The 20,806-nt window shown below is 38.2% G+C and carries 17 protein-coding genes; 10 read left to right on the top strand and 7 right to left on the bottom strand.

Going from position 1 to position 20,806, the window contains the following annotated elements; all coding sequences use genetic code 11:
* Nucleotides 1-3 precede the first annotated feature (3 nt).
* From HBN50_RS08595 to HBN50_RS08575, 5 genes are all read left to right on the top strand, one after another.
* Nucleotides 4-1,041 (top strand): GYDIA family GHMP kinase, encoded by a 1,038-nt coding sequence (locus tag HBN50_RS08595; protein WP_273869272.1) that lies wholly within the window; start codon nt 4-6, stop codon nt 1,039-1,041.
* Nucleotides 1,022-2,113: a diphosphomevalonate/mevalonate 3,5-bisphosphate decarboxylase family protein gene (locus tag HBN50_RS08590; protein WP_273869271.1), complete on the top strand. Its 1,092-nt coding sequence runs from the start codon at nt 1,022-1,024 to the stop codon at nt 2,111-2,113. Before HBN50_RS08595 ends, HBN50_RS08590 begins: the two co-directional genes overlap by 20 nt.
* Nucleotides 2,114-2,122: 9 nt before the next feature.
* Nucleotides 2,123-3,040, top strand: a complete 918-nt coding sequence (locus HBN50_RS08585; protein ID WP_273869270.1) for a mevalonate kinase family protein — start codon at nt 2,123-2,125, stop codon at nt 3,038-3,040.
* Nucleotides 3,041-3,140: 100 nt separating this feature from the next.
* Nucleotides 3,141-3,545 carry a LexA family protein gene (locus HBN50_RS08580; protein WP_273869269.1) on the top strand — a complete coding sequence of 135 codons (405 nt, stop codon included), beginning with the start codon at nt 3,141-3,143 and terminating at the stop codon, nt 3,543-3,545.
* A gap of 5 nt (nt 3,546-3,550) precedes the next feature.
* Nucleotides 3,551-4,822 carry a Y-family DNA polymerase gene (locus HBN50_RS08575; protein ID WP_273869268.1) on the top strand — a complete coding sequence of 424 codons (1,272 nt, stop codon included), beginning with the start codon at nt 3,551-3,553 and terminating at the stop codon, nt 4,820-4,822.
* Here the strand turns inward: HBN50_RS08575 and HBN50_RS08570 are convergent.
* Together HBN50_RS08570 and HBN50_RS08565 are read right to left on the bottom strand one after the other, a co-directional pair.
* On the bottom strand, nt 4,819-5,649 hold the full coding sequence (locus tag HBN50_RS08570) for an enoyl-CoA hydratase/isomerase family protein (protein WP_273869267.1): 831 nt from the start codon (nt 5,647-5,649) through the stop codon (nt 4,819-4,821). The two genes, HBN50_RS08575 and HBN50_RS08570, sit on opposite strands and share 4 nt — an antisense overlap.
* Nucleotides 5,650-5,738: 89 nt before the next feature.
* Nucleotides 5,739-7,490, bottom strand: a complete 1,752-nt coding sequence (locus HBN50_RS08565) for a sigma 54-interacting transcriptional regulator (protein WP_273869266.1) — start codon at nt 7,488-7,490, stop codon at nt 5,739-5,741.
* A 108-nt stretch (nt 7,491-7,598) separates the two neighbouring features.
* Between HBN50_RS08565 and HBN50_RS08560 the strand changes: the two genes are divergently transcribed.
* From HBN50_RS08560 to HBN50_RS08550, 3 genes are all read left to right on the top strand, one after another.
* Nucleotides 7,599-9,539, top strand: coding sequence for a sigma 54-interacting transcriptional regulator (locus HBN50_RS08560; protein ID WP_273869264.1), 1,941 nt, complete (start codon nt 7,599-7,601; stop codon nt 9,537-9,539).
* A 34-nt stretch (nt 9,540-9,573) separates the two neighbouring features.
* A complete protein-coding gene (locus tag HBN50_RS08555; RefSeq protein ID WP_273869263.1) occupies nt 9,574-10,863 on the top strand; it encodes a lipase family alpha/beta hydrolase in 1,290 nt (429 codons plus the stop codon).
* Between the two features lie 126 nt (nt 10,864-10,989).
* Nucleotides 10,990-11,367 carry a response regulator gene (locus HBN50_RS08550; RefSeq protein ID WP_273869262.1) on the top strand — a complete coding sequence of 126 codons (378 nt, stop codon included), beginning with the start codon at nt 10,990-10,992 and terminating at the stop codon, nt 11,365-11,367.
* Nucleotides 11,368-11,379: 12 nt separating this feature from the next.
* Here HBN50_RS08550 and trxB read toward each other — a convergent pair whose 3' ends face one another.
* Together trxB and HBN50_RS08540 are read right to left on the bottom strand one after the other, a co-directional pair.
* Entirely contained in the window at nt 11,380-12,309 is a 930-nt protein-coding gene (gene trxB, locus HBN50_RS08545) for a thioredoxin-disulfide reductase (RefSeq protein WP_273869261.1), read from the bottom strand.
* 6 nt (nt 12,310-12,315) lie between these two features.
* Nucleotides 12,316-12,507 (bottom strand): hypothetical protein, encoded by a 192-nt coding sequence (locus HBN50_RS08540; RefSeq protein ID WP_273869260.1) that lies wholly within the window; start codon nt 12,505-12,507, stop codon nt 12,316-12,318.
* Between the two features lie 177 nt (nt 12,508-12,684).
* Here HBN50_RS08540 and HBN50_RS08535 point away from each other — a divergent pair, with 177 nt between their 5' ends.
* Complete coding sequence (locus tag HBN50_RS08535) at nt 12,685-14,229, top strand: hypothetical protein (RefSeq protein WP_273869259.1); 1,545 nt, start codon at nt 12,685-12,687, stop codon at nt 14,227-14,229.
* Between the two features lie 11 nt (nt 14,230-14,240).
* On the top strand, nt 14,241-15,308 hold the full coding sequence (locus HBN50_RS08530; protein WP_273869257.1) for an outer membrane protein: 1,068 nt from the start codon (nt 14,241-14,243) through the stop codon (nt 15,306-15,308).
* On the opposite strand, the gene HBN50_RS08525 is transcribed toward HBN50_RS08530, so the two are convergent.
* The 3 genes from HBN50_RS08525 to secA all read right to left on the bottom strand — a co-directional run bounded on the left by HBN50_RS08525 (nt 15,296) and on the right by secA (nt 20,785).
* On the bottom strand, nt 15,296-16,690 hold the full coding sequence (locus HBN50_RS08525) for a glycerol-3-phosphate dehydrogenase/oxidase (protein ID WP_273869256.1): 1,395 nt from the start codon (nt 16,688-16,690) through the stop codon (nt 15,296-15,298). The genes HBN50_RS08530 and HBN50_RS08525 overlap by 13 nt on opposite strands.
* Nucleotides 16,690-18,144, bottom strand: coding sequence for a hypothetical protein (locus HBN50_RS08520; RefSeq protein ID WP_273869255.1), 1,455 nt, complete (start codon nt 18,142-18,144; stop codon nt 16,690-16,692). Before HBN50_RS08520 ends, HBN50_RS08525 begins: the two co-directional genes overlap by 1 nt.
* An 82-nt stretch (nt 18,145-18,226) precedes the next feature.
* A complete protein-coding gene (gene secA / locus HBN50_RS08515) occupies nt 18,227-20,785 on the bottom strand; it encodes a preprotein translocase subunit SecA (protein ID WP_273869254.1) in 2,559 nt (852 codons plus the stop codon).
* Nucleotides 20,786-20,806: the final 21 nt, after the last annotated feature.

The raw sequence follows: 20,806 nt of genomic DNA, 5'->3' as shown, positions 1-20,806 counted from the left end.
TAAATGTATACGCATTCCGAAAGGTTATCAAAATATATTGGTAGTGGTGGTGCCATGCTTGATCCGCATACGACTGATCAAAAATTCTTTGGACACGGAAAACTCCTCCTTTCTGGCGAGTACTTTGTGATGGATGGTGCAAGTGCTCTTGCTCTTCCAACTAAAGTTGGTCAATCACTTCAGGTTCGTTATAGCCCTTCTTTTGATCCTAAGCTCACGTGGAAGTCTTATGATTGCCATGGAAACCTTTGGTTTGAGGCAAGTTTTGAGTTTTGGCGTTTTCAGTGTACGAATGATACGGTGACACCTGAGGCTCAAGTTCTTCAGCAACTGCTCATTCAGGCCAGAAAACAAAATGCTCATTTTCTTAGAGATGAAGTCGATGTCGAAGTTATTACTCACCTAGGTTTCCCAAGAGACTGGGGACTCGGTTCAAGTTCGACTCTTATTTATAATCTTGCTCAGTGGGCCTATATTTCACCTTTTGAATTACTTTTTAATACGCAAGGTGGTTCAGGTTACGATATTGCTTGTGCTCAGTCCCAGGGACCAATCATGTATCAGAAAAAGAGCTCTGGTCCAGAGTGGTCACAAGTTGGATTTAATCCAAGCTTCAAAGAAAATCTTTATTTCGTTCATTTAAATAAAAAGCAAAATTCACGTACAGCTATTGAGTACTATAAAGCTCAACGCCCTCACTCGCCTGAGGTTATTAGTAATATATCTCGTATCACTGATGATCTCGTTCGTTGCTCTGGCCTTGAGGAATTTGAGTTTCTCATTAACGCTCATGAAGATATTGTTGCCTCCAGCTTAAAGTTGACGACGGCCAAAAAGAATCTTTTCGATGATTACTGGGGGTCTGTTAAGTCTCTCGGTGCATGGGGAGGGGACTTTGCTTTGGTTAGTTCTACGCGATCACAAGTTGAGACAGAAGAGTACTTCACGTCCAAAGGACATGATGTCATTCTTCCTTATGAAGATCTCATCTTGAGTTCACCACTCAATTCAGAGGAATTTCATGGAAAAACATTACATTAATAAGAACCTACGTATCAAGGGTGATGCCGGTTCTGGACGCTTTGCTTGGCGAAGTCCTTCTAATATTGCCATTGTTAAGTATTGGGGAAAGTATGGAGTTCAACTTCCAAGCAACCCCTCGCTAAGTTTCACTTTAAGTGAAGCAACAACTACGATGGACCTCTCTTGGGCCATGAAAGATAAGCCTAGTGAGAATATTGAAATCGATTTCTTTTTTGAAAATAAAGAAGCTCCTAAGTTTAAAACAAAAATTGAAGCTTTCTTAAACTCAATTCAAGATGTTTTTCCTTTTTTAAAGCAACTTGAACTAGAGTTTAATTCTACGAATACTTTTCCACACTCTGCGGGAATTGCATCTTCTGCTTCAAGCATGAGTGCCCTGGCCCTTTGCCTATGTTCTCTTGAAAAAGAAATTTTTGAAGGGAAAGCAGGTGAGCTGACTGATCAAGAGTTTCTACAAAAGGCCTCTTATATTGCTAGGCTTGGCTCAGGAAGTGCTTGTCGTTCACTTTATCCACATGCTGCTACATGGGGAGAATTTGGACAAGAGGGAAGTTCTAAGTTTTACGCCTCTGCTTATACTAAGCTACATGAGGTCTTTAAAACATACTGTGATTCTATTTTAATCGTCTCTTCTGGAGAGAAGCCTGTCTCTTCTCGAGCGGGTCACGCTCTTATGAAAGATCATCCTTTTAGTGATGTACGCTTTTCAAATGCAAGAGCAAATTTAGACAAACTAACGTGGGCGCTAGAAAATGGTGAACTTGATGAGTTTGGAGTTATCTTAGAACGTGAGGCCCTCGAGCTTCATGGTCTTATGATGAATTCAAATCCAAGCTTTATTTTAATGAGACCAAATACTCTCTCTATCATAGAAAAGGTAAGAGCGTTTAGAGCACAGACGAAGTGTCCTCTCTATTTCACTCTCGATGCTGGACCTAATGTTCACCTGCTTTATCCTAAGGCAGTGGAGAAGCAAGTTAGAGAGTTCATTCAGTCTGATCTTTTAGAGCATTGTGAAGGTCAACAAGTTATTCATGACTTTGTAGGAACTGGTCCTCTGGATCTGTAAAAGGCTTTTATGACCCCTTCTAAATCAAACTTTAACTCTAAGGTTCTCCTCTTTGGTGAATATTCTGTTGTTCGAAGTGGGGATGCTCTTTGTCTTCCTTATTCTCTTTTTGATGGCCATCTCACATTTCCAAAAGAGAACGTGCGAATCGATTCTGAGTTAAAGGCCCTTTGCCAATATTTAAAGAAATTAAAAAATGAACAAAGACTTTTGATCGACCTCGATGTCACAAGTTTCGAATTTGATATCTCACAGGGACTTTCTTTTAATTCAACAATCCCACAAGGCTATGGTGTTGGGAGCTCTGGAGCTCTTTGTGCTGCTGTTTTTGATCGCTACCACAATAGTGATCTTAAAGCGCTAAGTGAGGTTGATTTGAAGGCCGCTTTTGCTCAAATTGAATCGCATTTTCACGGCTCTTCTTCTGGAATTGACCCCCTTATTAGTTATTACAATAGGCCTATTAAAATTGTTTCTAAGGGACAACTTGAATTTGTTGATTTGCCAAATTTTGAAGGAAAGGGAAAGGGAGCGATCTTTCTTCTTAATACCGGACGACCTCGTCGTACAGAGCCCCTTGTGAATCTCTTTTTAGAAAAGTGCAAGACAGACTCTTTCTCTAAACTCTGTGATCAGGTCCTTCTGCCTATTAACGACAATTGTATCGAGCACTTCTTGTGTGGTGATATGGATCGTCTTTATGAAGACTTTAAGGAATTGTCTGATTTTCAATTCAGACACTTTGCTCCTATGATTCCAAAGCTGTGTGTTGATATCTGGGAAAATGGTATCAATGGAGAGGATTACTACCTGAAACTTTGTGGTGCTGGTGGAGGTGGTTTTCTTTTAGGGATGACCAAAGACTTCGATAAAGCGGCAAATTCTCTCTCTGGGCATGAAATTCGCCCCTTAATTCGTTTCCCATAAAGTATAATAATTCCATATATTTATGTAATCCGTTTTGTTGCGTCTATATAGAAGTGCGTAAGTTTTGCGTAAGTTTCGTTTTTTTGATATGATTGCTTTCATGAAGAATCTAAAACCAAAGGGAGCAGGCCTTTATTTGTCGCGTATCCCTTGCGGCTTTCCAAGCCCTGCCGATGATTACCTCGAGATGAGACTCTCTTTGGATGAGTATGTTATTAAGAGAGAGTCCTCGACATTCTTCGCGCGAAGCGAGGGACAGAGCATGGAGCCTTTGATCTTTGAGGGTGATCTCGTTACTGTTGATCGTTCCATTTCTCCTCGCAGCGGAGATGTCGTTTTATGTATTCTTGATGGAGAGTTTTGTATAAAGCGTTTTGTTCTTACTTCCAAGGGGGGCGCTCTTGTCTCAGAGAATAAGAAGTTTAAAGATATTTATGTTGATCAACATCGTGATTTTTCAATTTGGGGTGTTGTGACTTTTGTCATCCATGAGTTTAAGAGATAGGCCTTATGGTTGAGAAAGTTTATGCCCTTGTCGATTGTAATTCTTATTACGTCTCTTGTGAGAGGCTATTTAATGCGCGCTTAAGAGATATTCCTATCGTTATTCTCTCTAATAATGATGGTTGTGTTGTTTCTTTATCTAAAGAGGCCAAGCTCCTTGGTATTAAACGGGGGAGTCCTTATTTTAAAATAGAGAAAATTTTAAATAAGCATGGAGGAAAGGCCTTCTCTTCTAATTACACCCTCTATGGAGATATGTCGGCAAGAGTGATGAAGACTCTTGCCTCGATGGTTCCTGGAATGGAGATTTATTCTATTGATGAGGCCTTCTTAGATTTAACAGGCCTTGAGCATCACGATCTATCGGCCTTTTGTCATGAGATAAAAATGCGAGTTGAAAAAGAAGTCGGGATTCCTGTTAGCCTTGGTTGTGCGCGAACAAAAGTTCTTTCAAAGGTTGCTAATAGATTGGCAAAGAAATCTCCAAAGGCTAATGGTGTTTTAAACTTAGTTGATTCTCCCTATCTCGATCTTGCTTTGGAGAGAACTCCCATTGAAGAGGTGTGGGGGATCGGTAGAAAATCGGCAGAGAAACTTATCTTTCAAGGAGTTCGATCGGCCTATGATTTTCGTGAATACAAAAATGAAAGAATGATTCAGAAGCTACTAACAAAGGTCGGAAGACAGATTCAAGAAGAGCTTAGAGAGGTTCATTGTTTCAATTTGGAAGAGGGTATCGAATCTAAAAAACAAATTATTAGTTCAAAGTCTTTTGGACGTCCAATTCTTCTTAAAAGTGAGATGAAAGAGGCCATCGCCAATTATGTCTCAAGGGCCAGTGAAAAACTTAGAAGACAAAAGAGTGTTTGCTTTCAAGTGGGACTTTGGCTTACGACAAATCCTTTTTCAAACACTCCTCAATACCATAATCAAGTTTTTATGCCCCTTACGACAGGATCACAAGATACTCTCTTTCTTATTGATTGTGCTTTTTCTTTACTCGATCACATTTTTGAGGAGGGTTTTAGTTATAAAAAAGCTGGAATTATTTTAAGTGATCTTAGAGATGAAAGAGAAAATCAGCTCTCTTTATTTGGACCTGTTCTCGACCCAAAGAGAGAGAGGCTTATGAAAGAGATCGATCGCATCAATTTACTCTATGGGAGCGAGACCATTAAGTCTTTGGCCTGTGGTCTCGATCCCATGTGGAAGATGTTGTGTGAGAAAAAATCTAAAAACTTTACGACAAGATGGAGCGATATTATTAAGGCCCGTTAAGCGTAATTTTTTTCAACTTCTTTTCTTTTTAATGTTGAGCCAATTTCACGGGCAGGAGTGAAGTCTTCTTTTTCTTTTTTCCAGTCTTCAATGCTAAGAGTGGCCATTTGAAATGAGTCGATTTTTTCAATGCGCTCTTTTTCAAAGTCGACATCGTAAACTTTGAAGGCCATTTTACTTTGTAAGCGTGAAATTGGAGAGACATCACGAAGGTAGGTGAGGATCTCTGATATTTCTTCATTGGCGGCATAAGTTGAAAGAAGAAATCCGTTGTGAATAAGAGTTTCAGTACTAGGTTTTTTCTTAGAGTAAATCCAATTTTTTAGATTCTGCATTCCAAAAAGTTGGTGGGCCCTTTCATACATTGGCGCCTGCGGCATAAGACCTCTTTCTAGAAAGTTGAAATTCAATGAAAGGCCTGAACGAGCAATGCGAATATCAGCGCAGAGAGCGAGTTCAATTCCCTCGGCAGCGACATCTGTCCTAAGATCTGCAATGACTGTTTGAGGTAAGTAAGTGAGAGCATTTGTGAGCTTAGAAAAACGCTTAAGGAAAGCCTGGAGTTCAGATGGCCCTTTATCTTTCCAATCTTCTAAATCAATTCCTTGGCAAAAAATATCACTATGAGATGTGAGTATGAGAGTTGAGATCTCAATCTTTGAACTTAGCCAATTAAAAAGGCCTTCAAGTTCGAAAAGCATTTCTCTATTGATGGTCTCCCTTTTAAAAGTAAGAGTGAGACTTCTTGTTTTCTTACTTAGAGACGTATCAAACGTTTGGTAGTTAAAGATATCCATGTGACCAATCCTCGGTTTGTGATTCTTCATGAGTTCAATCATTGAACTCTAGAGATATTCTTTCAAGGTGGTCTTGGTCTGTCAAAAGAAAATTAATAGCCGCGTCATTGACTCGGTTTTTATGAGACTTTTCTCTTGATAATTTCCTCTAAAATCTTTTTATGAGTGTCAAAAAAGATTGTGGAATCGCTATGTTGAGCAAGTGATTCTATGATCTTATACATCTTCTTATTGCGTGTGGGGACATAGACTTTTTGATCAGGTAAGAGATCTAAATAAAAGTCATTCTCAGGATTGTACTTCATCATAGACTTCTTAACGACTTTCTGAAGCTCAGTGAAATTGCCTGGCCATGAGTGGGAGAGGATACGATCGATTGTTTCTTCATCAAGTTTTGGCCTTCTGAGATTACGCTTTTGAGCCTCTTGCTTGATGAGATACTCTGCGATGTCGATGATTTCACTCTCTCTGTTTCGTAGTGGCTTTAGGTGTAAAAGGGCCTTAGAAAGAAAGAAGTAGAGCTTCTTTAAAAAGCGACCATTTTCAACAAGACTCAATAAGTCCTTAGATGATGTTGTTAAAAATCGTTTTTGAGATCGATTAATTAAGTTATAAAGTGATTTTTGTTCTGAGATTGAAAGATTGCCAACCTCTTTAATGATAATTGTACCTGGGGAGTCTAGTCCTAATTTTTCTAGAAAATCTTCTTTATCAAATTCCTCGCGAACGGAGTCTTTTTGAAAATCTAAGATCACAAGTTCATCACTTGATTGACATCCCTGATTATGGATTCCTGTGGCAAGAAAGTTTTTTCCAACCCCTTTTTCTCCAACGATCAGAAGGTTTTCAGACTTTGTTTTAAGAGAGTTAATGATTTTTCTAATCTCAATTGATTCAAGACTTGTCCCAACGTAGAGAGATTGGAATGTTTGATCAAGAGGATTAAGTTCTTCAATTTGAGTGACTCTCGATTGAGGGACAAAGTCATCAAAATGGTGTGAAACTAAACTTGCAACGAGTTTTACAAAACGCTCATCATTAATTGAAAACTTCTTAGAGGATTTTTTATTAATAAATTCAATAACCCCAATTGTTTTATGATCCCTATTGTAGAGAGGGTGAGCAAGGGCCGTTTTCATATTTGGCTGATTGAAAGGGTGCTTGTCGACTCGTCTTAAATCTAGATTATAAAGAGAAGAACTAGAAAAGACGGCACCAGTTAGTCCCTTTCTGTAATCTTTTTCTTTGATCGTTTTCTCTTCTGTTGTTGCTATATTCTCTAGAGTTTGATTGTTAATATTAATTTTATAAATTCTTCCAATTTCTACATCGAGAATCTGACAGGCATTTTCTAATTCTTCTTGAAGTGGATCTTTTGTACTTCCGACATATAGAGCACACATGAGAGAGTAGAGCTCTATTCCTTCTTCTGACGAGATGCGCTTTTCAGCTATGGCCGATTCAATGAGATAGTTTTTAAGTCTAGACTTTGAAAAGCGATGGATAAAGTCTTTTAGAAAATAATGAAGTTCAGAGTCTTTATCTTGAGTCTCTAGCTTTACACCGTAGACGATTTCACTTTTTCCTTCGGCGCTGAAAAATGAACGAACAACGCGCCCTTTAACATTGAAATCCCAGTTGTTAAAAAACCTCTTGGTATAAATGAGAATATCTAAATCCTCTCCATCTGCTATTTTCTTTTGGGAAGATAAATTTAATCCAGTGAGATTGATATTGATAATTCTTCCACTGAAGACTTCTTCAATATTCCCTTCTTGTTTTCTCGTTATTTTTACAAATACTTTATCCTTCTCTTCCATTGGCATACGAAAAGATTTGTAAAATTGGTAGTTTAAAAGGGTTTTATCCATATGAATCTCCTAGTGTCCTTGTCGGTCAAAAGGTCTGGAAGATTTAGTAAAGAGGACTTTATTTTTTCCGATAAGTTGAGGGTGTAGCGATCTTTAAGGAAGAAGAATATGGTAAACAATATTAGCAAGTTAAGGTCACATCGTTCATTTCGCATCCCTGTGACGAGTGAAGATAAAATCCAATTTTCAGTATCTACCAGTTCCAATATTGAGGAAAATTTAATTGGTGGGATTGAATTAGTGAATTTGTCTCTCTCGGGAGTGGGTTTCTATAGTCGAACGAATATGCAGCTAAATCAAACATACTATGTTGCTCTTTCTTTCAAAGGCGTTGAATTTTTCATCTCATCACGCTTAACGAGAGTTAATCAAATTCTCAATGACTATGGTGAATGTATTAAGTATTTTTGTGGCCTTGAGTTCGATGTTGAACAGCAGGGGATGAGTAAAAAGTTCATTGAAAAGTTTATTTCTAGCTTTTCTACTAAGAGATTAAAAAACCATCTCATTGAATTGATTAGTAATGAAGGGATGGTAAAAAAACAAACCAGTTTACAAAAAATCTCACTTCTTAAAAGTCTCTATCAAGACATGAGAAAGTTTGATCAGCTTCGAAGTTTTCAAACAGTCATTTTTAGAGAAACGGCCAGAGTTATTAAGGCCAAAAGATATCACTTCTATACGATCAATAGAAAGCGTTCTCAAGTCGTCTTGTATGATTTTGAAAAGGAAACGCTCTCAGATAACGTTTTCTCTTTTCGTCACTCTCTTGTAGAAAAAGTTTTAAACGAAAGAAGAATCATTAATACAAGAATAACAAAGTTTTCAACAGATCCTCTCTACCGAGAGTTAACAGAATATTACGACATTAAAACGACAAGTTTGATGCTTATCCCGGTATATGATGATCAGGGCTCTATTGTTGGTATTTTAGAGTTTGCCAATAAAAAAGGAGAGGACTTCTTTTCTGGAGAAGATATTCTCTTTTGTGAAATCCTCTCATTTACGATTACATCAATTTGGAGAGACTTTCATCGAACACCTCTTAAAGATAGTGAGTTAGAGTTTGTTCAAGATCAGTCTTTCTCTCTTGTCGGTGTTTCAAAGCAAAACGATGACCTTAAGCGCTTTGTAAATATGGTGAAGTCTACAGATGAAACAGTTTTAATTACAGGCGAATATGGTGTAGGGAAGAAGCTACTAGCAGAAATGATTCATCAAGAAAGTGAAAGAAAGGATCTTGGCCGTGGGGTCGTCAATTGTCATGATGTACTCGATGTCAAAGATCTAAATGATTTACTCATTGGAGGCGATCAAAAGGTAGGTAAACTAGATCTCTATTCTGGTGGAACAATTATTTTTAAAGATATTTGCTCTCTTACAATTGAGTGTCAAAATGAACTTTTAAAATTGATGAAATCAAGAGCAGATATTCGATTCATTTGTACGAGTCCAAAGAGTTTGATTTACTTAAAAAATAGCTCAGACTTTGAATTGAGTTTGTTTGAAGAAATCTCTAAGAAAATGATTCACATTCCTTCTCTAAGAGAGAGAAAGGAAGACATTATTCCACTCATGAAACTTTTTTTGGAAAAGGTTTGTCACGAGCAAGGTCAGTATGTCAAAAGGCTTGGTCCTAAGATTGTTGATTTTTTTAAAAACTACGATTGGCCAGGTAATATTCAAGAGTTAAAAACCGCAATTGATCGATTAGTTCTTTATAACTCGAGCTTTCATTATATCGAAGAGATATCTCCGGATGTTATTCCTGTTATCGATGTTGACCTAGGACAATTTCATATCTTTGAATCAATCCTTGAAGGTGTTGAACCAGAGAAGTTGAGATCTCTTTCTCACGCAGACTTAGAAACACTCTATTTAACAGCTCTCTCGGATAAGCATTTGCAAAAAGGACTTACTCTTGAAGAGGTCGCTGATAAGTTTCAAATGAAAGTTGATGCCTTTAGGGAACGACTTTTTCATGGACGAGAATTATATCGAAATTACTTTGGCATTATATTAGAGGAATCGGAATCTTTAGCCAGTTAGTTGCACTGGTCTTGAGTTTACCTAAAATAGAGATATGAAAAAAATATTTATTTTATTTTTCTTTTTTCTTTCGCTCCAATCTCTTGCGAGTGTTCATCATTTAATTTTTATCCATGGAATCGCTTCAGGACCTGGAACATTTGACTATATGGATGAGGGTCTGCTTAAGAAGTTAGGAGATGAGTATCCCTTAAGGGCCCATAAGAAATATATGTTCTCCTATCCTACTGGACAAGATCAATACGATGTAAATGACTTTACAGAGATGCTAGATTCTTATTTAAAAGAAAATCTCGATCTTTCACAGAATGATAAAGTTAGTGTTATTGCTCACTCTCAAGGTGGTCTTGTTACATTTAATTGGATTAGAGCTGCTCTTCGAAAAAAGTTAAGTCAGCACTCCTATGAGATTGTAAAAAATCGTATAGAGCACATCATAACTTTGGGTACTCCTTTTCAGGGAACCCAGATTGCTAAGGTGCCTCTCTATCTTCGTAAGGTGAAAGACTTTATCTTTGGAAAAAAAGAATTGAGAGATATGCTCTTTGGCTCAGATTTTCTCGTTGGACTTAGAAATGATTTTTTCTTCGATCAAAAGCTTAGAGATTATATTCACAGTGTGAAGATTTTAAATGTCGTCGGGAACTTTCGATTGGCCAATACAGGAAGTCTTTCTTTTTATCTTCAGGATGATTTGGCGGTCCCTGTAACTTCTGCTCATTTAAATTATTATTACTATTTAGAAAGAGAAAGACCAGATCCGTTCTCATCAAATAGAAGTATAAAATATCTCAATTTCGAACTCGGTGAACAGGCCTTCTTTACAAGACCACACATGGATTTTTTACGAAAACAGGGGCTCTCTGGTGCAGAGATTGAATGTGTTGAATACGTCTGTGAAAATGATGTCTTTTGGAAAGTGTTTCAATTTCTAAGTGAACAGTCTAAGAAAAGTGATATTGATGGACGTTCAAGTAGTTTTCTTGTTCATGTTCGATTAAATTTTCTAAAAACTTCAAAGTATAAAATGAGCGATAATTCTAAAAACTATAAATTGTCCCTAAGTGAAATTAATGGTCATGGAGAGTTTGGCGGGGGGCACGTATTCTACACACGATTTATGAAATCTAAGGATCCTCGGTATAAGTCTAGTGCTGATTTCTATCTTGCTGGTAAAATTAGAGATGGCTCAAAAGCAAAAGGACTTCTTGAAATTTCCATACGTGGTGGCTATATGATTCGAAAAGTTCCAATTAATTTAGAGCGTTCTAAAGCAACAATTGTTGAGTTAGAGGCCTGGGGCATCAAGGACTACCTTCCTTAATTTGATATTTTATCATGATTGAATCAATCTTTCTTGATTTGGAATGAGCTCAGGTAAGAAACCTTGATTTTTTGTTAAGGTAATCTTTATTATCTATCTAAGTAAAAACCTTGCTAAAATTTATCTATGGAAAATAAAGTACTTTTAGTCGATGATGATGCGTTTTTAAGAGAGATACTCAACGAGTTTTTACAGGATGAGGGAATCAACGTCGTTTGCGCTAGTGACGGAAAAGAGGCCCTTGATCTCGTTGATGAAACTTATTCCTGCGTCGTCACAGATATGGCCATGCCTAAGCTCGATGGTGTGTCTCTTGTCCAAAAACTTAAGGCCGATTATCCGGCACTCAAGATTATTGCAATCTCAGGTGGTCGCGTTCATTCGGGAGATTTGTACTTAAAGCTTGCTGCTAAGGCCGGAGCTGACCGTACATTTTGTAAGCCGTTTGATCTTGAGGAATTTTTAGCGTGTCTAACAAGCGAAAAAAAAGCGCTCAGTGTGTGAGCGCTTAATTCATTATTCGTTTTCTTCTAGAAATCTTTCGGCCCTTATGGCGGCCTGACATCCACTACCTGCTGCAGAGATTGCTTGTCTGTAGTAAGAATCTTGAACATCACCACATGCAAAAACACCAGGAATATTTGTATCTGGATATCTACCTTCTGTGATAATGAAACCGTGATCATCTAATTTGATCTGACCATCTAGGAAATCTGTATTTGGTTTGTGACCAATACCCATGAAAAGACCATCAGTTTTTCTCTCTGTGATCTCACCAGTTTTAAGATTCTCTACCTTAATGGCCGTAACACCAGTTGGGTCAGCGATAATTTCTGTAACAGCACTATCCCAAACAAATTCAATTTTTTCATTGGCAAAAGCACGCTCTTGCATTGGCTTACTAGCACGAAGTTCATCTCTTCTGTGAACAACGTAAACTTTTGAAGCAAATTTTGTAAGAAATGTTGCCTCTTCCATTGCCGTGTCTCCACCACCGACGACGTGAACGACTCTGTCGCGATAGAAGAAACCATCACAAGTTGCACATGCTGAAACACCTTTACCAATTAGTTCTTTTTCATTTTCAAGTCCGAGGTACTTCGCAGAAGCGCCTGTTGAAATGATGAGAGACTCGGCAAGGTATTCATTTCCATTCTCACACTTAACGTGGAATGGTCTTTTAGAAAGATCAACACTCGTTACATGAGTCGTTAAAAACTCAGTGTCAAAACGAGCAGCTTGCTTTTTCATATTGGCCATTAGTTCTGGCCCCATAATTCCCTCGGGAAACCCTGGGAAATTATCTACATCTGTTGTTGTCGTAAGTTGTCCACCAGGCTCATGTCCTTCAATAACGAGAGGAGCAAGATTTGCTCTAGAAGTATAGAGGGCAGCTGTGTAACCCGCAGGACCTGAACCTACGATAATAACTTTACGCTTTTCCATGCTAAATTATCCTTGGCTTTGTTCTAATTGGATCTTAATTTCTTCTGGTCTATCATCTTCTTCAGGGTTCATTTCGTAATAGGCCTGAACACTGATGAGGTCATCTGGATTCTTTGCTTGCTTAGTCGTCTTGTAAGTTTCACCAGTAATGGTACACTCGTAACGATAAATCTGCTTTTTTTGTCTTCTTTTGGCCATGAGGGCTCCTGATCTTAATTTAATAATTATCCAGTATTTATAAGGGAATTTACACCTTTGTTCAAGGGCCGACGTGCAACTTTGCACGATGTCATATCTTTCCGCTCTCCTTTTCAAATCCACCCATTGTGGTAGAATAAAAAGAAAGTTATGTATTGATTTTCGCTAGGGAAGGCGATGAAATTACTCTTGATATTTACAATTGTTCAGCTTTTTAGCTCGATTAGCTTCGCCTCAGATACTGCGGTGCGAGCTAAAGTTGTTACAATTAGCGCTAGTGGTAAGAGCTTTATCCTCGATAAAGGGAGCTTTTATGGTTTGAAGGCCCAAGATTTAGCCAATATTTCAATTCAAATCGGATCTTTAGATAAACCAAAAATCTTTCTCATTGGTAGGGCCGAGCTCGTTAGGTCTGAGGAAAATAAATCTTATTGGGTTTTTATTGAGAGAAATAAGCGAATTCCCCTCAGGGCAAATAACTCAGTAACGATTGAAAAAGATGATTTTCTTGTTCAGGGAAGGGCCACTCTAGAAGTTAGAAGTCATACTCGACTAGAGGACAGTCGTCTCGATCGTGAAGATATCGATTATGAAGATACTCATGGTATGAGAAAAGAGCTTTTGGCCCATTCGAACGAGTATTATTCTGAAAAAAACCTCATTCCCAAAGAGGCCAAAGAAAGCGCTCATATTAGTGCAGTTAAAAGAAAGAAGCTCAAGTCATTTGGAAAGGTTATGCTTTCTGATTCAATGATTGATCGTAGAGTTGTTCCAAGTGAATCATTTCAAAGTGAAGCATTAGGGGTAAGAAAAGGTGTCGATGAAATTATTTCAAAGTCTTTGAGTCAAAATAGAATCGATAAAACGAATTCCTTGGAAAAGGGGATTAATCAGCTCTATTTTGAACATGAACGTGATCTTGATAAAGGGCAGATTTTGAAAGATAGCTTTGTGAATGTTTTTAGAGGATACAAGGAAAAGTCGAAGGCCAAAAATAAAATCGATCCAAAGTTTGTTGCTAAAGTTAAAAAAGAAGGTGCCCTTTGGAGTGCTGGTCTCAATGATAGAGAAATTAGAAATTATCTCATTAAGACCGGAGCAGCTAAAGAAAAAAGGATGCAGGATTTAGCTCTTAATGAAAAAATCTCACATGAAGTCGATATTAGTCTTTCATCATCCCTAGTGTCTCATGCAAATGCTGAAGACCCAAATCACCAAGGAAATGGCTACACAGTTGGTCTTGCTTATGAATATCACTTGATTCGTGTTTCTCCAGATCATTTTCGTTGGTCGCTGGAATTTGGTTTAGAAAGAGGTGTTTCAAATATTGATCTAGGTGGTATCAATGGAAGATTTACCTATGGAAACTTCTTTGGAGGGATCAATTATTACTTTCTTCAGTCTCCTGCGAAATTAAATAAAGTAATTGGCTATCTTGGTGGGGGTGTAAAAAGAGGAAGTGCTGATGTCACTTCAATTGATCTCTCTCAGGATTACACCTATCAGCAAGTCGTCTTGCCGGCTCTTTGGATTGGTCTGAAGTATCGCTTTGATGAGCCAAGAAGTTATGAAATTGATAATCCTACAGGGGTTGGACTTAATGTGCGACTTGTTAGTGAAACGACAAAGTGGACTGCTGTTGAAACAGCGGCCGACGAAATAGAAACATCTAAAACTTTGAATGATATAAAATTGAACCTTTCATTGAGTGTTTATTTTTAGGAGTAATTTTTATGCGCTTACGTTTACTTTTGATCATGGCCGTCTTGTCTGTGCAAACATTAGGTCTCGAAATTGATGAGAAGTTAACATTGAGGATTTTAGAATTATCTTCAACGAAGAAAACAGCTCTTATTAATCGTGGTCTAGAAGATGGACTGGTTGTTGGAGATCATGCCAAATTCTTTCTAACAACTGGAGTTGTTGCTAGGGGTGTTGTTGTGAAAGCTTCACCAAGTCGATCTGTTTGGTCATTTTATCGCTTAGTTAACGATGAAGAAATTGAAAAGAATAAAGTGATGAATCTTAAAATTGCAAGCGAAGTGAAAATTACTGAAGATCCATCAAAGAGCTTGGTTGAAGTTAAAACAACTCGCGGTTCTGATCGCGTAAAAATGGTGATGGATGAAAAAGCGCAGGCAGAAAATCTTTCGAGCGATGATATGGATGAGCTAAAATCCTTGGCCGAGGGTCCTTCTAAAACAAATACATTTTCGAAAACGTCGGATCGTTCCCTAGAGGTTTTTGGACTTTTAAATTTTACAAGTTTGAGTGGTGACTTTGATGATGGAACCGCAACGACAACAACAAGTGCAAGCTCTCTTGATTTCTCCGCAGGGATAGAGAAATTCTTTCCAACATCTACTAGCTTTTTAAAAAATATGTCAGTTTACGGATTTGCTACGAAGAGATCTTCAACTTCTGGTGGTGAGTTAGAGACGACTGTTGATTGGACTGAGTTTGGTGCAGGTGTGAGTTATTATTTTTATAATTTACCTCATGAAGTTCAAAAAGTTGTTTTCTATGCCACAAGCTCATTTGCTCTTGGAAGTGCAAGTTACACCGTTGAAGCTGCAGAGGGCTCTTCTGTACCCGACTCTGTTAATAACGACTTAACTGGATCTAGTCAGTTTCTCTCTTTTGGAGTTGGGACACGCTATCTGCTTTCAAATAATTTCAGTGCCATTGGTCTTGTCGACTATATTCAATCATCTACATCTTTTGATACTGATGAGGGAGATACTAGTGTTTTGACTGTTAGTGGACCGAGAGTTCGTGTTGGTTTGGCCTATCGTTGGTGATAGGCCTTAATCTTAGTTTTGATATACTCTTTTTGTTCGTCTGTTATTTGAATGAAAGGATTATTGATTCTTCTTTCAATGACATCTTCAACTGATTTAACGTGTTCTTTTTGAATAATTTGATCGATCTGATCATTAGTAATTTCCTCTAATAATGAAAAGGGAAGAACGGTACTTTTTACTCGAAGTGGACTGAGTGTTTTTCCTTCGTCATAGAGTCTGTGATGTCTTGTGCAAATGATTCGGCTAACATCTTGGGCCATGATTCTAAAAGTTGTATACTTTCCACCAATGATGATGTGCATATTTGAGCGAGGTTGAAAGTACTTATGATCTCTTGCTGTTTTTGCTCTATCTGTTGAGCTGTCTTCTTTTACAAGTGGGCGTATCCCAGAGAAACTAGAAATAATTGAATCTCTTGTCACTTTCGCATGAGGGAAATACTGATTAAGGTTTTCTATTAAGTAATCTACTTCAGATTGATCGGCCTTTTGATTAAAGGCGACATCTTGAATCGATACTTCTGTCGTTCCAACAAGAACCATATTTTTTTGTGGAATAACAAAGATGACTCGGCCATCATTTGGAGTGAGAACGATTGCATCATTAATATTGAGATCTTCCTTTTTAATCCATAGGTGAGAACCTTTTGAAGGGAGGAGATGATCTTGCCAGTTGATATTGTGGTTTCCTTTTAAGACTTTGTCTGTGAAAGGACCTGTTGCGAAAACGATATCTTCGCAAAAGAACTCTCTTTCTTCGTTCGTTTCTACATCTTTAAGAGTTACGCGAATTTCATTTTCTGATAAGTGTTCGTGCTTAACATATTCTGTATAGTTAAGGGCCATTGAACCACTTTCTTCTAAACCATCATAGATTACTTCTAGAGTTAACTTGGCATCATCGACTATGGCATCGAAGTAAATACCACTTCCTTGTAATCCATCTCCTTTAATTGTTTTAAAGTGCTCAATAGTTTCTTTTGTGTTGGCCATTGAGTGGGGAGAGTTTTGAAAACTTGAAAGTAAGTCATAAAGAAAGAGGCCAACTCTTAACATCCATTTTGGTCTTAGCGAGTCTTTGTAGATTGGTAAGTAAAATTTTTTTTCATAACATAAGTGGGGGGCCAGCTTAAGCCATAGGTTTTTCTCATGCAGAGCTTCCCACACGAGTGCGAAGTCCATATTCTCTAAGTATCGAATCCCACCGTGTAACATCTTTGATGAAGACATCGATGTCTGGGACGAAAAGTCATTCTTATCAATGAGAAGAACATCTTGTCCTTGTAAACTAAGATCTCTAAAAACACCTGCACCAACAATTCCTCCGCCAATGACGATAGTATTAAAATGTAGAGGTGCTTCTAAAAATGTTTTTTTCATTAGTAAACTCCGCTCCCCGGGCGGTCCATAATCCATACAGCATTGGCCGAGCATGTGATTTTAAATTCACTTTGCTCTCCTTCGCTCAGACGAAGTGTTTGATAGTTAAGTCCAATCAAAGCGTTGGCCTTAAGAGCATGGGCCTTGAGGCGAAGCTGTTCCTTTAATTGGTCAAAAACTTCACTCTGGTCTAGTTCAAATTTTTCCATTTGATCGTCTTCATTTTGATTTCGACGTAAGTCATGTTCTGATACGATCTTATGAGACGTAACAATATCTATGTAACGAACAATTTGCATATTCTCAAGTTGAGGTGCAAGAGTTACAAGAATATCTTTTGGTGCAATTTCTTTTTCTTCAAATTCTTGAAAAATGTTTTTGTTCTGATTGAGGTTGGTTTTGGCAATAAGTCCCTTTTCTTCATTTTCATATGATTTAGAAGGGCGAATCTCCTCAGAAAGTCCCATTAAAATTTCTAAGTCAAATCGGCGAAGTTTATGGCAAAGATAGATCGCTGCGTATTCGCTTAGTTGAGAGAGAAGGAGAGTTCCATGCTGAATACTTTGCTGCATAACTGCTTTATTAGATGTGTTGACAAGACCGTGCTCTTCGAGAATCTCAATGATCTGCTCACCATCTTCAAGGTATTTTATTTTTTTGAGAACAATACTAAAAGGAGGATTTCCTCCTTGGGCGACGTTTCCATAAGTTATGTTTTCACTAAAGCGCCTTAAATCTTCGAAGTTTTCTCGTTCTTTTTGGGCCGGTGCCTCTTGCTGGATTTGTTCGCTAGCACTCTCTTGAATATTATAATCTTCTTCAGAGGGACTTTCATTATCACTACTTTGTTCAAAAGCAAGTGACTCTTCTTGCTCGTCTTCTTGATCGTCTTCTTGCTCCTCTTCAAGACCTTCATCAAATTCATAAGAGTCATCTTCATTTTCAATACTCTCGCCGTCTTGATCAAAGTTAAGAGTTTCTTCTTGGTCGAAACTTTCTAGTTGATCATCCTCTTCAAAGGCATCTTCTGTCTCATCATCTTGATTGTCTTCAAAACTTGTTTCGAAGCCGTCATCAAAGTTAGATTCAAAACCACTATCTTCTTCTAGGGAAGAATCACTTTGAAAGTCTGTTTGAAATTCTTCTTCATCTACTTCATCTTCCATATCATTCTCTTGTGGAAGTTCTGGCATTTGAAAGTCGGATTGTGTTTCTTGATCGTCGTTAAAGGAATCTTCATCACCGAGCGCGAAGATTTCTTCTTCGGCCCCATCTTGATCGTCATCGAGAGAGTCAATAGAGGAGAGGTCTTCTCCAGTTGCGATGGCATTATTTTCGTCTTGTTGATCGTCTCGGCCCTCGAGTAGGGCATCGGTTTCAGGATCATCTTGGTGCAAAAATTCAGAAAGATCTTCTATTCGTGTTAAATCTGGCTTTGTCTTATCCTCAGACATAATCTCTACTTCCTATAGGTTCGTTGGTAGCTATTATTATAGCAGAGAAAAGAAAGGGGAGCTATGAGCTCCCCTAATTTTTTTAAGCGCCATGGCACTGTTTAAATTTCTTTCCTGAACCACAAGGGCAAGGGTCATTTCGACCAACTTTGTTTCTACCACGAGTTAGAGGGGCCATTTTCTTGGCCTCTTCTAATCTCTCAGCTTCTTCTTGTGCTCTTTTATAGGCTTCAAGTTGTTTTTCAAGCTCTTCTTCATGTTGCCTTCTAAGCTCTTCAATTTCTTCTTGAGTATAAAGTTTTACTGTGAAGATGTTTCTGATAACCGATTTCTTCACCTCTTGTCTTACGTTTTCAAAAAGTGAGAAAGACTCACGCTTGTATTCTGTCAGCGGGTCTTTTTGAGCATAGGCCCTTAGATTGATCCCTTCCTTCATGTGGTCCATTGCAAGAAGGTGCTCTTTCCAATGGTTATCAAATGTAGAAAGAAGAATTTCTCTTAGTGCAAGCTTGATTTGTTCTTCATCGTATTGAGAGAATTTTTTATCAAGAAGCTCTTTTGCTACCTCTGAGAAGTAGTGATCGAGATCGCCATCAAATTTTTGAGAACACTCAAGAGCATCAATTTCATAGTCTGTGTTGAATGTTGTTTTAAAACCTTGTTTAAGCTCTTCCCATGGCCACTGCTCAAGTGGGATTTTCTTGTCTGGTCTGTGAATATCAACAAGAAAGCTTGCCACATCTTCTGTCATCTCTTTTACAAAACCTAAATTGTCATTGTCAGAGAGGATTTCACGACGGATACGATAGATAACACGTCTTTGTTCGTTCATGACGTTATCGTACTCGAGAAGGTGCTTTCTAATTTCAAAGTTATGTGTTTCAACTTTCTTTTGTGCTTTTGCAATGGCATTAGAGATCATCTTATGCTCAATTGGCTCATCTTCTTCCATTCCAAGGGTGCTCATAACCTTTGAAATTCTATCACTACCAAAGATTCTCATGAGATCATCTTCAAGAGAAAGGAAGAATTTCGAGTGACCTGGATCACCCTGACGTCCTGAACGACCTCTTAGCTGGTTGTCGATTCGACGAGACTCATGTCTTTCTGTACCAACAATATAGAGTCCACCAAGGGATTTTGTTTCCTCAGTTAACTTGATATCTGTTCCACGACCTGCCATGTTCGTTGCGATAGTAACAGCACCTTTTTGCCCAGCATTCTTGATAATGTCGGCTTCTTTTCCGTGTTGTTTTGCATTGAGAACATTGTGTGGGATACCAGCTTTTTCTAATTCTTCTGACAAGTGAACTGATGAATCAATTGAAATTGTTCCAACGAGAACAGGTTGCCCTTTAGCGTGAAGCTCTTTTACAAGATTGATGATCGCTTTGTGTTTGGCCGAAGTTGACTTGTAGATGACATCTGCTTCATCGACACGAGCGATAGGCTCATTTGTAGGAATAACAACGACATCAAGTTCGTAGATCTTTCCAAATTCCTCTGCTTCTGTATCAGCCGTTCCAGTCATACCAGCAAGACTTGAATACATTTTGAAGTAATTTTGGAAAGTAATAGAGGCGAGAGTCTGGTTTTCAGACTTAACATCAACGCCTTCTTTTGCTTCAATGGCCTGGTGAAGTCCATCTGACCATCTCGAACCATCTTTAAGGCGCCCTGTGAATTCATCAACGATAATGACTTGCCCTTCTTTAATGACATAGTCGATATCATTTTTAAACAGATGGTGTGCTCTTAGGGCCTGGTTTAGGTGGTGAAGAAGATCAGAGTTTTTAATATCATATAGATTTTCAATTCCCATGATCTCTTGAACTTTTACGATTCCATCATCTGTAAAAATAGCAGATTTAGATTTCTCATCAATTGTGAAGTGCTTTTCTATTGTAAGCTTAGGTATTACTGTATTGGCCATAGCGTAGGCATCAGTGTTTCCTTCGCTAGGTCCAGAGATAAGAAGTGGAGTTCTTGCTTCGTCGATAAGAATAGAGTCAACCTCATCGACAATACAGTAGCGGAAATCTCTTTGAACGTAATCTTCCAAAGAAAATTTCATATTATCTCTTAGATAATCAAAGGCAAATTCATTATTTGTCCCATAAGTGATGTCTGCTCTATAGGCCGCTTTTCTTGCTTCGTCTTCCATATCAGCAACAATACAGCCAACATTCAGACCAAGCCAATTGAAGAGCACTCCCATTTCCTCAGCATCACGACTAGCAAGGTAATCGTTAACTGTAATAATGTGAGCACCTTTTCCTTCAAGGGCGATAAGATATAGAGGAAGAGTCGCCGTTAGGGTTTTCCCTTCACCTGTTTTCATTTCAGCAATTTTTCCTTGATAGAGAACAACTCCACCTACAAGCTGAACATTGTAGTGTCTCATTCCAAGAACACGTACAGAAGCCTCTCTTACTGTTGCAAAGGCTTCGACTAGAAGAGAATCTAGTGAAGCTCCATTTTTAATCATCTCTTTGAACTTTGGAGTTTGCGCCTTGAGCTCTTCATCACTCATCGACTTCATTTTCTCTTCAAGATCATTGATCTGATTAATAACGGGCATGATCTTTTTAATGTCGCGATCATGTTTTGTGCCAAAAATGGCCTTAAGCGGGTTTAACATTTTTACTCCCTATAACGGTTA

The organism is Halobacteriovorax sp. GB3 (assembly GCF_028649655.1).
Lineage (GTDB): Bacteria > Bdellovibrionota > Bacteriovoracia > Bacteriovoracales > Bacteriovoracaceae > BSW11-IV.
This window is presented reverse-complemented; position numbering and strand designations above follow the sequence as displayed.